Source organism: Collinsella aerofaciens (assembly GCF_040926405.1).
Lineage (GTDB): Bacteria > Actinomycetota > Coriobacteriia > Coriobacteriales > Coriobacteriaceae > Collinsella.
Genome location: NZ_JBCOIG010000011.1, coordinates 23084 through 36098, shown reverse-complemented (window position 1 = coordinate 36098; position 13015 = coordinate 23084). Strand labels below are relative to the sequence as shown.

Genomic DNA, 13015 nt, shown 5'->3' with positions numbered 1-13015 from the left:
AAATTGTCGCCACACCCTACAGCGCGCCGGAACCGGCTTGCATCATGCCGCCGGGGCCCGAGGTCACGCCGCCGCTCACGGGCGCGGCGTTGCCGGTGTGCGGTGCCGCCGGGGCGGTATCGCCACCGAGCGTGCCCGCCGGACGCGGAGCCGGGATCTCGCCCGTGCCGTGGCTAAAGACAAACTTGCCATCGGCCACGTCGCACAGGACGGTATCGCCCTCGCCCCACTCGCCGGCCAGAAGCTCCTCGGACAGCGGGTCCTCGATGAGCTTTTGAATGGCACGGCGCAGCGGACGCGCACCGTTGGTGAGGTCGGTGCCCTCGGCCACGATTTTGTCATAGGCCGCATCGGTGAGCTTGATGTTCATGCCGTTGGCAATCAAACGCTGACGCAGGTCGTCCACCAGCAGGTGCGCGATCTTGGTGAGATTCTCGCCCGAGAGCTTCTGGAACACCACGATGTCGTCGATACGGTTGAGCAGCTCGGGGCGGAACAGGCGCTTGAGCTCGCCCATCGCGCGACCACGGATCTCACTCGACGTGAGACCCTGCTCGCCGGTGGTGCCAAAGCCAACGCTCGCATCCTGCGCAATCTCGCGGGCGCCCACGTTGGACGTCATGATGATCACGGTGTTGCGGAAGTCAACCGTCTTGCCCTGGCTATCGGTCAGACGACCCTCCTCCAGCACCTGCAGCAGGATGTTGAAGATGTCGGGATGCGCCTTCTCGATCTCGTCGAACAGCACGACCGAGTACGGGTGGCGACGAACGGCCTTGGTAAGCTGGCCACCCTCGTCGTGACCGACGTAACCAGGAGGGCTACCGATGAGCTTGGAGACCTCGAACTCGCTACCGAACTCGGACATGTCGAAGCTGATGAGCGCATCCTTGCTGCCAAAGAGGTACTCGGCGAGCGTCTTGGCGAGCTCGGTCTTGCCCGTGCCGGTGGGACCCAGGAAGATAAAGCTGCCGCCGGGTCGACGCGGATCCTTGAGCGGCGAGCGGCTGCGGCGCACGGCCTTGGCAACTGCCTCGACAGCCTCATCCTGACCGATGATGCGCGTCTTGAGCACGCTTTCGGCCTGCAGCAGGCGACGACTCTCGCTCTCGGTAAGCGAGGACACCGGCACGCCCGAGGTCACGGACACGATATCGGCGATCTGACTCACATCGATGGTGAGCGGGCTGGCGTCGAGCTCGGCGGTCCAGGCGGCCTTGGCCTCGGCGAGCTCAATCTCGGCGGCCTTCTGCTGCTCGGTGATCTCGGCGGCCTTGTTCATGTCGTCGCTCTCGGTGGCCTCCTGCGCGGCGGCCTTGAGCTCCTCTATACGATGCTCGGCCTCGCGCACCGGCTCGGGCGCGCGATTCGCGGCGATGCGAGCGCGGGCACCGGCCTCGTCGATGAGGTCGATGGCCTTATCGGGCAGGAAGCGATCCTGGATGTAGCGGTTGGAAAGGTTCGCGGCGGCCTCGATAGCACCCTGCGTATAGCGCACATGGTGGTGCTCCTCGTAGCGCGGCTTGAGCGCGGTCAGGATCTTGACCGTGTCCTCGACGCTCGGCTCCTCGACATCAATGGTCTGGAAGCGACGCTCGAAGGCCGGGTCCTTGGTGAGGTACTTGCGGAACTCCTCGGCCGTGGTGGCACCGATGATCTGGAAAGCACCGCGCGCGAGCACGGGCTTGAGCATGGAGCTCGCGTCGATGGAGCCCTCGGCAGAGCCGGCACCGATGATGGTGTGCATCTCGTCGATAAACAAGATAACGTCGTCGGCTTCGGTCGCCTCCTGGATCACGTTCTTGAGGCGCTCCTCAAACTCACCGCGATACTTGGCACCCGCGACAAGACCCGGCAGATCGAGCGTCCAGATATTCTGGTTCATAAGATTCTCGGGCACATTGCCAGCAGCAATCTGCTGCGCCAGGCCCTCGACGATAGCTGTCTTGCCCACGCCGGGATCGCCCAGGATGAGCGGGTTGTTCTTGGTGCGGCGCGAAAGGATCTCCATCATGCGCTGGACTTCCTTTTCGCGACCAATCACGGGATCGAGCTCACCGTCGCGTGCTTTCTGCGTAAGGTTGGTGGCGAACTGCTTGAGCGTGTCGGTGCCGCTCCCCTTTTGCTGAGAGGCATCCGAGCCGCTAAAGAACGGCAGGCCCGCACCGGGACGGCCGGCACCGGCACCGGCGAGCGGACGCTTCTTGTCCTGGTCCTTGGCGGTGAGTTTCTCGATAGCCTTTTTGATGGAGGCGGACGACACACCCAGACGCATGAGGATGTCCATGGCCATGCCGTTGCCCTCTTCGACGATGCCGATTAGCAAGTGCTCGGTCGACACGTAGGTCTGGTTGTTCTCACGCGCCACGCGGAAGGAGCGCTCCATCACGCTAATGACGAGCGGCGTAAAGGCGAGCTTGGCGGCCTCGGTCTCCTCGCTGGGCTCGGGGACCGTGGTCTGGACCTCTTTGAGGGTATCCATGATGTCATCGTAGGAGATGTCGAGCGAGCGCAGCGCCTCGGCAGCGATGCCCTCGTCCTCCTTGGCAAGTGCGAGCAGCAGGTGCTCGGTACCCACCTTATTTGAGTGAAGATCGAGCGCTTCTTGCTTGGCCATGGACATGACCTTGCGCGCGCGATCGGTAAAACGGTCTAACATGCTAGTTCCTCTTAGACGAGCTAGTTTTTCAAACGCAAAGCGCCGCCCCGCGGCAGCGCTTTGGTCTCTTTACCCATATGGAGTATATGTTAACAGCTGGAGGAATATCTATAAACCCGGCTCACATGAATGCAGGTTATGACCGCATCGCGGGACTCACCGCGCGATGCGCGACGGGCGCCCCGCAAGAGAAACCCTAGACGTCTTTCACCACGTCGGGACTCGTCGCACGCGATGCGCGATAGGCATCGGCCTCCTTGGAGACGCGTTCGAGCAGCTCGGATGTATCGACGCCCTCGACTTGCGCGACCGTTTCAACCGTCTGCATGGCGACCGCCCTCAGGTACGCGCACGCGCTGTCCCCCAGCTGCTCGAGGTCTATCTCCTCGCCGCCCTCCCGGGCAAAGCCGACCGCCATCACAAAGCCCATGATGCCCGAGACCAGAAAGCCCACCGCAAAGCTCGAATCTGCCTTGAGCTCTTCTCCGTCGGGGTGGACGATCTCTCTCACGCGGTCGATGATGATCGTATGGATGCCCTGCTCGACCTGCTCGGCGGCACCCGCCCTCATGGTGATGACGATGCGCCGCAGCAGGCAGCGGACGTCGCGCCGGTCGAACGCCGAAAGGTCGCCCTCGCTCGAAAAATGCCAGAGGGCATCGGTGATGAGCTCGTTATCCTGCAGCAGCTGGGCTATGGCGATGGCGACGAGTTCATCGAAATCGTGAAAATAGTAGTAAAACGTTCCGCGATTGCACTGGGCGGCGCGGGTCACCTCGCCAACCGACAGCTCGAAGATGCTGTTGTTCTCGATGAGCTCCCAAAACGCCTCGATGATACGGGTGCGTGCATCGGGCGCATCGGCGTCCTTACGCGGTCTCGCCATGCGCCTCACCGCACCCCTGCGCCTTGGCGTTCATGATGAGCATCTGAAGACGGTTCTCCACGTTGGCGAAGCTCACGTCGGGATCGTAGTCGAGCGGCAGGAACTGCGCCGTGGGATACTGCTCCTTGAGCGCATGGATGAGCCCGCGCCCCACGACATGGTTGGGCAGACACCCGAACGGCTGCAGGATCACGAAGTTGCGGCAGCCGCGCTTGGCGTGCTCGAGGATCTCCGCCGGAATCAGCACGCCCTCGCCCGCATCGAACGTATGGTGCAGGATCTTATCGCTCGCGCGCACGAGCTCGGGCATGCGCGTCGGCGGCTCGTAGAGCGGGCTCGCCGCGCCCAGGCGGTCGCAACGGTCGTGCGCGAGCTCGAACAGGTTGTCCGCCGTGGCGTACCAGGCCTTTTCGGGCAGCGACAGGTCGACGTGGAACTCGCGCGACTGCGCATGCTTGTAGAAATAGGTCTTGCGGATCACGTCGGTCATGCGCGCCTCGATGACCTCGAGCCCGTTGTCCTCGAGGTAGCGCTCGATCTCGTGGTTGGCGCCGAGATGGAAATTGAGCAGGTACTCGCCCACGATGAGAACGGTCGGATGCGGGTTCGAGCGGTCGTACGGAACGGCGTCCATGATCGCAAGCGCGCGTTTGAAGCCCGTCGCCTGGCCTCTCAGCCCCGAGCGCTCCATGCCCTCGATAACCTCATCGAGCGCGCGGTCGAACGCAGCGTCCGCCGCGCCCTTCTCGAGCTCATAGGGACGGATGCGCCTAAGCATGGCCTCGAGGGCATCGATCATGGGAAGACCGTAGGCGATCTGGATGCTCGGGCCAAGGCCGAGCTTGAAGCCCGGATGCGCATTGTGGGCATCGACGTCGTCGTTGGTGAGCACCGGGACATAGTCGTATCCCGCGTCGTCGAGCGCGCGGCGCAGCAGGGGCATGTAGTGCGTCAGGCGGCAGTCGCCGATATACTTGCCAGTCACCACGGCGACGTCGTGCGGGTCGTACTTACCGCTCTTGAGTGCCGCGAGCGCCTCGCCGATCACGATTTGCGCGGGGAAGCAGATGTCGTTGTGCACATAGCGTTTGCCCAGGCGGATGGCATCCTCGCGCCCGATATCAAGGGCCTCGGCGCGCACGCCCTGATTGCGCATCGCCGCGGTCATGAGCCTGCAGAACGCATGGGAGGTGTTGGGGACCAGCGCGATCTTGTCGTGCCGGTCGCGCTTGGTGTACTTGACCTTATACGGGTCGTCGAGCGGATGGACCGCGTGCACCCGGGCGCCCTCGGCACGCTCCTCCGCGCGACGACGGTTGACCGACTCGATAAACGAACGCACGCGAATGCCCATGGGACCGGCGACGTCGCTCTCATCGAGCTTGATCATCATCGGAACCTTGGAGCCCATCTCGCCCATCATGCGCGCGATCTCGTCGGTGAGATACGCATCGTGGCCGCAGCCGAAGCTGCCCATCTGCACGAGCTCGAGCTCGGGCGTCGATGCGACGATGACCGCGCACGACAGCATGCGCGCATGGTAGTTGTTCACGATGTCGATGCGGCTGTTGGAAAGATCGACGTTGCAGACCCCCGGCACCGCATCGGGCGTCAGCACGGGGATGCCGCGCTCAGAGAAGAGCTTGGGCAGCCCGTGGTTGACCAGCGGGTCGTTGTGGTACGGGCGCGAAGCGATCACCACCGCGTAGCCGCCGTCCTCGCGCACGTTCTCGAGCACCTGCCTGCCGCGCAGCTGCAGCTGGTTCTCAAACGTCTCCTGCGCGCGGTCCGCCTGCTCGGTCGCCTTGGCAACCAGGTCGGCATCGATATCGAAGGTCTCCTTGCACCACGCCTTGAGCTGGCGGTTTCGGTCGCCCTCGTCGTACCAGTGGAACAGCGGCGTATCGAACGGAACGCCGAAACGCTCCTCCGGGTTATCGGAATTGCGCATCACGTAGGGGTATCCCTTTACGACGGCGCACATCCACTCGCTGGTAGAGGCGGTGTTTTCGGTGGGCACCGTCGTGATGATGGGCATGAAGATGCGGTCGACGCCGGCGTCGACGAGATTGCGGATGTGCCCGTGGACGAGCTTGGCCGGGAAGCACACGGTGTCGGATGTGACGTGCGCCAGACCGCGCTCGTACATCGCCTTGGTGCTGCGTCCCGAGACGCGCACCTTAAAGCCGAGCGTGCTGAAGAACGTCGACCAGAACGGCATGGTGTCCCAGAACTCGAGCACACGGGGAATGCCGATCGTGACATCGCGCCCCCCGCAGACGAGAACCGTGGGGTACGACTCGAACAGCAGCTTCTCGCGGTCGACAAAGAGATTGGGGGCAGCCGCGGTCCGGTCGCGCCCCGTGCCGGGTGCCTGTGCCTCGCAAGCACCCTGCGGACGCAGCTCCTCCGCCGCGGGAACCTCGCGCACGAGCTCATCCCATGAGATGGCGCCGCCGCGCGGGCAGCGATTGCCCGTGACGTAAAGCGAGCCGTCGCCAAATGCCACGACCGCGCGCTGGCAGCGGTTGTTGCACCGACGGCAGGTAACGCCGCCGAACTCGCGATGCTCGAAGCGCTCCACGGCATCGAGCCCGATAAACGACGTGCCGGCGTCGCCCTTGCGGCATTCCTCGCGCGCGAGCAGGGCGATACCGATAGCGCCCATCAGCCCCGGGTGGGGCGCACGCGTGACGGGTTTGCCCAGATACTGCTCGAATGCGCGCAGCACCGCGTCGTTTCGGAACGTGCCGCCCTGGACGACGACTTTGTCGCCCAGACGGTTGAGATTTGAAACGCGAATGACCTTGGTGAACACGTTCTCGATAATCGAACGGCAGAGACCGGCCATGATGTCGCCCGGACCCTTACCGCGCCGCTGCTCGGAAACGACGCTGCTGTTCATGAACACCGTGCAGCGGCTGCCGAGAACGGCGGGGGCTTTGGACGAAAATGCCTCGGTCGCGATATCCTCAACGGCTATTCCGAGGTTTTTGGCAAAACCCTCGAGGAACGAGCCGCAGCCCGCAGAGCACGCCTCGTTGACGACGATATCGGTCAGCACGCCGTGGTTGAGCCAGATGGCCTTCATATCCTGTCCGCCGATGTCGAGCACGAAGGTCGCATCGGGAACGCATGCGCACGCGGCGCGGGCGTGCGCGACCGTCTCGACCGTATGGTAGTCGGCGTGGAACGCGCGCGCGAAAAGCTCCTCGCCGTATCCCGTGGTGCCCACGGCATCGATCGCAAGCGTGACTCCCGCTGTCTCCCAGCGGTTCTTCAAGCTGACAAGACCCTGTTGGGCGACGTCGAGCGGTCTGCCGTTATTAGACGCGTAGAACGAATCGACAAGCTCACCCGCCTCATCGACCAGGGCGAACTTGGTCGTCGTGCTCCCCGAATCGATACCGAGCGCCACACGCACCGTCTCTCCGGGCGCATACGCATCCGGACCCTTTGCCGGCGTCTCTTTGCCATGGCGTGCCGTAAAATCCGCCTGCTCGGCAGGTGTGGCAAAAAAGGGCTGGGCAAGACGTCCCTCCCCGCTTGCGGGCGCGACCGTCTCGAGCTTATCCAGCCGGACAAAAGCGTCGGGAAGGTCGATCGGTTGGGACGATGCGAACATGTCGGTCAGCGACAGGGCGGCACCGCGCGCGACCATGATCTGCGGATCGCGCGGGACGATAACCTGATCGTCCGATAGATTCAGTTGCTCCCGGAACACGCGGACCAGTGTGGGGTTGTAGGCGAGCGTACCGCCCTCGAAGATTACCGGCGGCTCGATGTCGATACCCTGGGCCAGACCGCCGATCGTTTGGCGGGCGACCGCGTGAAGCGCCGAAAGCGCCAGGTCGGTGGCAGGAATGCCCTCGTTGAGCAGCGGCTGGATATCGGTCTTTGCGTACACGCCGCAGCGGCCCGAGACCTCGTGGACGGTCGTTCCCCGGCTTGCGAGCTGCTCGAACTCGCCCGATTCGGTGCCGACCCCCATGAGCTTTGCCATCTCGTCGATAAATGCACCGGTACCGCCTGCGCACGAGCCGTTCATGCGCATGTCGGCAACCTCGATGTCTCCCTTATCGTTGGTGCGGAAGAAGATCATCTTGGCGTCTTGGCCGCCCAGCTCGATGGCGCAGCGCGTCTGCGGATAGAACCTGCTGATCGCGAGCGCGTTGGCGACCACCTCCTGAACGTACGAGGCGCCCAGCGCGGTCGCGATATCGCGCGCACCCGAGCCGGTCACCGCAACGCGCAGCGACTCATGGGGAAAGCGCTCGGCGAGCTCGCCGAGCATGGCGCGCACGCTCGCTGTCTGACACGCCCCGTGGCGGCGATATCCCCACCACGCCTCGGTCATATCCTCGTGCATCGCGTAAACTTTGGTCGTCGTCGACCCTACGTCCAGTCCTACTAGCAACGCCATAATGCTCCGTCTCTCGCATTTTTCCCGCTAGAGATATACCACTCTACGTAATACAACAGACTGTTGTATTTAAACTCCGTATAAAAAGCGGCTGCCGAAACGCTTCAGCAGCCGCCGAATGCACCAACAGATTGTTCTGCGCGCTAGCACGTCGGGCAACGGAGCAGCACGGGCCCTCCGGTCATGCGCACCGCTCACGCCCGCGATGTCGCCGAGAGAGCTATCCACGCTTTGGGCTCCAACCAAGCAAGTCGCCCGCGCTCAGCAGATCCCTAAGCGAGCTACTCGCACTCAGGAGCCATAGCCTGCTCCAAGAGCTCGGCATGCTCCTCCTCGAAAACCGTCCCCACAGGGAAGGCGCGACGGAAGACGAAGCGGGAAATCGGACCGGCTACCAAAAGGTTCCACGGCAGCGCCATCACAAAATTATGCGGGATGTTGATCATCCAGATCGCGGGCACGGAATACAGGTTCGCAAGGATGCCGCCGGGCATGTGCGTCAGACCCTCACAGGCACCGTACAGCGACATGATGATGACCATGGGAACGACCATGCAGGAGCTGACGGCGAGCGTCATGGCAAGCGGCGAACTCTTGCCCGGCGTGACCAAGTACTTAAAGGCGAAACCCTTGGCGAGCGGGCTGGCGACGAACCAGTCGCAGCACATGGCAAAAATGTAGGCAACGGGGAAGCCGAGCCACGCAGTGGCAACGACCTCGCCGTTGATGGCCCCGTGCTGCAGGGCAACGTTGTAGATGCTCATCCAGAGCACCATGCAAAAGCACATGATAAAGGTGAACAGCAGGCTCTCTCGTTTGTTGATAGGCATGAAGGGCAGATTCCTTTCTGTGTTACGCCGCGGCACCACGCAACAAAAACGGGCGGGCAAGATGGAGCTGTTGGGACTTCATCTCGCCCGCCCGTGTTACGCGCGTCTGCGACTACTTATGTGGTGGAACTACCCTAACACGAACGGCGCGCGCTTCGTAAGCGTTGAGTTTGTGGAGATGCAGGGCACCAAAACCCCCGACCCCATAAGTTGCGGTGGAATACGGACTGTTTTGACCCTTTAAGCAACAATTCAGTCCCTATTTCACCGCAACTCATTTGGTGCAAAGTAACCTGTCCCCCTTGCACCAATTAGCTGGTATGGCGCCAGCGAGGGTCGGTGAGGGTTCTCGCCACGCCCAAGCCAACGGGCAGAAACGCCACGATGAGCACTGCGCGCACAAACCAGCCGAGCATGTTGACCGTGTCGAAGGTGCACATGTAATACATAGAGCGATAGAGATACAGACCGGGCACCATAATGACAATCGAAGGCACCGTGAGGGCGATGCGCGGGTAGGTGAGCTTGACTTCGGCCAAGCTTGCCAGCAGACCCGATACCAGCGCGCCGATAAACGCTGCTGCCTCGGGAGGCATTCCCGTGCTGAGGCCCAGGAAGGGAATCATCGTCGGCGCATCGACAAGGGTCAGACGCAGGGTATTGGACACGGCGCCGATCAACCCAGCTGCCGCGGCCATCTTTACCGGGCTGTTGAACATCACCGAGAAGCCGAATACGCCAACGAAGCTCATCACCACGCGCAGGAGCGTAAGGGCAAGCGGCGAAAGGCCCAGTGGGGCAAAGTCGTCCGGCGCCAGGCCAACACACTCGGCAACCATCCAACCTACGAGCGTCGCCATCACAATAATCGATACGGCATATGAAAGGCGCTCGATACCGCTTCGCATGTCGAGCTTGGCGATGTCGAGGCCCGCCGTAATGAGCGGAAAGCCGGGAATCACAAAGAGCATGGCGCCGATATAGCCTTCTTGGTGCGACATTGCCCCCGGTATGACCTGGCCAAGGCCGAGCAATGCCAGCAGATACGAAACGCAAGCGAGCGCAACGCCGGTCGTCAGCGCGCTGAACTGACCAAGGCCTTGCTTGAGAATATGGGAGCGGGCAAAGTTGCCGACACCCGCGCCCACAAACGCGCAGGCCATCTCGATAGGGCCGCCGCCGAGCAAAAAGACGAAGGCGCCGCAAGCACAAGCTGCCGCAAGGCCCTGTTGCCAGGGAGAGTAATCGGGTTTTGAACTCTCAACGGTCTTGAGCATCTCGTGGTATTCGTGCACGGTAAACCGGCGCCCATACGTCTCGATTTCCTTTAAGAAGCTCTCCATCATCCAAATGCGATGGGTATTGACTCCCGTTGTGGGCAGGCTGACAACCTCGTTAAAGCAGTGGCCATCTTCGATGCAGGTGCACTCAAACGACAGAAGACTCAGGTCGACGTGAATCGTGACGCCGAGTACAGCGGCAACACGATTCATGGTATCGCGCACGCGCCAGGCACCTGTTCCGCTTGCCAGCATAAGCATGCCGGTGCGGCAGATGATGGATGACTTATCGGTGAGCGGCGCATCGACGGCAAGTTCATCGCCTGCCGTCACGATCTGGTGCCAGTCAGTTTTCATATGGAGCGCGCCGGCACGAACGCCGTGGTGCATGGGGGCTCTCGAAAGCAGCGAGTTAAGGCGCGAAGGCTGTGAGGGCTCCGCCGATTCGCCCTCGTCCTCATCAGTCTCTTCATCGACCAGATCAAAGGAATCAAGCGGCGCTGGCTCGCGACGGTCGATCAGCTCCTCGTCCTCATCATCAAAGTAATTGAACTGATCGAGCATGTCCTCTTCGATTGCGCGCTCGCTCGCATCGTCCATCCCGGTGCTCCCTTCCTATCGACTAACCCCCATCCTAGACAGCGACGGCTAAAGGAAACATAAAAGAGGCGGCTGTCATGCGAACCATGTGCGCAATAGCCATTGAGTAGTCGTTTAAGAACGTCCCCAATGACTACATCGATGTTCTAAGTGTCAACCAAGTCAACGCCGCAGATAGAGGACGGACAGCGAGCGACGTCCAGAGCGAACAAGTTGGCATGAAAAAGGCAAGGCATAGACCTTCTGGTCATGCCTTGCCTTTTGAATGACAAATTGTCGCTCTGGACGTCGCGCAGCGTCGAGCGGTTACGGCGTTTGGTAAAACGCCGTAACCCCCTAGTACATCTTTGCGCCGGCGGGGATGGAGGCGTCGAGCTGGATCAGGTTGAGGCGCTCCTCGCCCTCCTCCTCGTGGACAGCGCTGATCAGCATGCCGCAGCTGGGAATACCCATCATCTTGCGCGGAGGCAGGTTGGTGATGGCGAGCAAGGTCTTGCCGACCAGGTCCTCGGGCTCGTAATAAGCGTGAATACCGGAGAGGATGGTGCGGTCGGTACCGGTACCGTCGTCGAGCGTAAAGTTCAGCAGCTTCTTGGACTTCTTGACGGCCTCGCATGCCTTGACCTTCACAGCGCGGAAGTCGCTCTTGGAGAAGGTATCAAAGTCGACGAACTCCTCAAACAGCGGCTCGACGGCGATCTTGGAGTAATCGAGCGTGGGCTTAAGCGACTCAACGAACGGGCTCGCGGCGTTGCCGGCCTCGGCAGCCTTGGCGGCAGCGGCACCGGACTGGAAACCCTTCTCGGGCTTCATGTGCGGGAACAGCAGCACGTCGCGGATGGAAGCCTGGTTGGTGAGCAGCATGACCACGCGGTCGATGCCGATGCCAATGCCGCCCGCGGGAGGCATACCGTACTCGAGGGCGCGCACGTAGTCCTCGTCATACTCCATGGCCTCATCGTCGCCGCCGGCCTTCTCGGCCATCTGGGCGGCAAAGCGCTCGGCCTGGTCGACCGGGTCGTTGAGCTCAGAGAATGCGTTGGCGTACTCGTGGCCGGCGATGACCAGCTCAAAGCGGTGGGTCAAACGCGGGTCGTCCTCAAAACGCTTGGCAAGCGGGCTGACCTCGATGGGGTAATCGCACACGAACGTGGGGTTGACGATGGTGTCCTCGCCCAGCTCATCGTAAATCTCGGCGATAATCTTGCCGGCGGTCCACTCGGGCTTAATCTCCAGGCCCTTCTCGCGCGCGGCGGCAGCAAGCTCCTCGACCGGCGTGTCGATGGTGACCTGCTTGCCGAGCACGTCGGAGACGATGTCGGTCATGGGACGGCTGGCCCACTCACCAGAAAGGTCGATGGTCTGGCCCTGGTACTCGATGACCTCGGGGTTGCCGATGGCCTTGTTAGCCGCCTTAATGACACCCTGGGCGAGCGCCTTCATGCCCTCGAGGTCGGAGAAGGCACGGTAGGCCTCCATCGTGGTGAACTCGGGGTTGTGGGTAAGGTCCATGCCCTCGTTACGGAAGATGCGGCCGATCTCGAACACGCGCTCAAAACCACCGACGATGCAGCGCTTGAGGTGCAGCTCGGTGGCAATACGCAGGTAGCACTCCTGATCGAGCGCGTTGAAGTGGGTAATGAACGGCTTGGCCGTGGCACCACCCTGGATGGTCTGCAGGATGGGGGTCTCGACCTCCATGTAGCCGTCGGACTCCATAAAGCGACGGAAGGTGGAGAGAATCTGCGAACGCTTACGGAAGGTCTCACGAACGTCGTCGTTGGCGATCAGGTCGACATAGCGCTGGCGATAGCGGGTCTCCTTGTCGGAAAGACCGTGGAACTTCTCGGGCAGCGGACGAACGGCCTTGGAAAGCAGGGTCGCGCTCTCAGGGGCAACGGAAAGCTGGCCGCGCTTGGTGCGCACGACCACGCCGGTCACGCCCAGGATGTCGCCCAGGTCGAGGGCCTTGAGCGTATTCCAGGCAGCCTCGTCCATGTCGTTGATGCGGCAGAACAGTTGAATCTCGGCAGTCGCATCGCGCACGACGATGAACATGATCTTGCCCTGACCGCGCTTGGCGACCACACGGCCGGCAATCTTCACGACATCCTCGGTGTCCTCACCATCGGCAAGATCGGCGTACTTAGCCTCGATATCGGCGACGTAGTCCTCAAGCTCAGAGTGCTCAGGATAGGGGTTCTGGCCCGCCTCGAACAGGGCGGCGCGCTTGACCAGGCGGGTGGCGCGCTCGTCGTTGAGCGTCGATGCCTGATCGGCGGCGTTCTGGTTCTCTGCCATAAGTTAGCTCCTCAAACTAAAACGCTCCCCAGGATT

6 protein-coding genes are annotated in these 13015 nt (G+C 62.1%); all 6 read right to left on the bottom strand.

Annotated features, from left to right (window positions below):
- Positions 1–16: 16 nt before the first annotated feature.
- Positions 17–2659: an ATP-dependent Clp protease ATP-binding subunit gene (locus AB5758_RS05455; RefSeq protein WP_117745782.1), complete on the bottom strand. Its 2643-nt coding sequence runs from the start codon at positions 2657–2659 to the stop codon at positions 17–19.
- A 196-nt stretch (positions 2660–2855) separates the two neighbouring features.
- Positions 2856–3545 carry a TetR/AcrR family transcriptional regulator gene (locus AB5758_RS05450; protein ID WP_117848032.1) on the bottom strand — a complete coding sequence of 230 codons (690 nt, stop codon included), beginning with the start codon at positions 3543–3545 and terminating at the stop codon, positions 2856–2858.
- Positions 3529–7968, bottom strand: a complete 4440-nt coding sequence (locus AB5758_RS05445) for an acyl-CoA dehydratase activase (RefSeq protein WP_161145274.1) — start codon at positions 7966–7968, stop codon at positions 3529–3531. The genes AB5758_RS05450 and AB5758_RS05445 overlap by 17 nt, the downstream gene beginning before the upstream one ends.
- Positions 7969–8249: 281 nt before the next feature.
- Positions 8250–8798, bottom strand: coding sequence for a DUF2798 domain-containing protein (locus AB5758_RS05440; RefSeq protein WP_022094319.1), 549 nt, complete (start codon positions 8796–8798; stop codon positions 8250–8252).
- Positions 8799–9109: 311 nt separating this feature from the next.
- Positions 9110–10678, bottom strand: coding sequence for a threonine/serine exporter family protein (locus AB5758_RS05435; RefSeq protein WP_368141537.1), 1569 nt, complete (start codon positions 10676–10678; stop codon positions 9110–9112).
- Between the two features lie 336 nt (positions 10679–11014).
- The gene (lysS, locus tag AB5758_RS05430; RefSeq protein ID WP_368152474.1) at positions 11015–12979 is read right to left on the bottom strand and encodes a lysine--tRNA ligase; all 1965 of its coding nucleotides are present in this window, start codon (positions 12977–12979) and stop codon (positions 11015–11017) included.
- Between the last annotated feature and the right edge of the window lie 36 nt (positions 12980–13015).

Excerpts from the sequence above, each read along its gene's own strand:
- AB5758_RS05455 (WP_117745782.1), bottom strand. The coding sequence starts at position 2,659 with ATGTTAGACCGTTTTACCGATCGCGCGCGCAAGGTCATGTCCATGGCC.
- AB5758_RS05450 (WP_117848032.1), bottom strand. The coding sequence starts at position 3,545 with ATGGCGAGACCGCGTAAGGACGCCGATGCGCCCGATGCACGCACCCGT.
- AB5758_RS05445 (WP_161145274.1), bottom strand. The coding sequence starts at position 7,968 with ATGGCGTTGCTAGTAGGACTGGACGTAGGGTCGACGACGACCAAAGTT.
- AB5758_RS05440 (WP_022094319.1), bottom strand. The coding sequence starts at position 8,798 with ATGCCTATCAACAAACGAGAGAGCCTGCTGTTCACCTTTATCATGTGC.
- AB5758_RS05435 (WP_368141537.1), bottom strand. The coding sequence starts at position 10,678 with ATGGACGATGCGAGCGAGCGCGCAATCGAAGAGGACATGCTCGATCAG.
- lysS (WP_368152474.1), bottom strand. The coding sequence starts at position 12,979 with ATGGCAGAGAACCAGAACGCCGCCGATCAGGCATCGACGCTCAACGAC.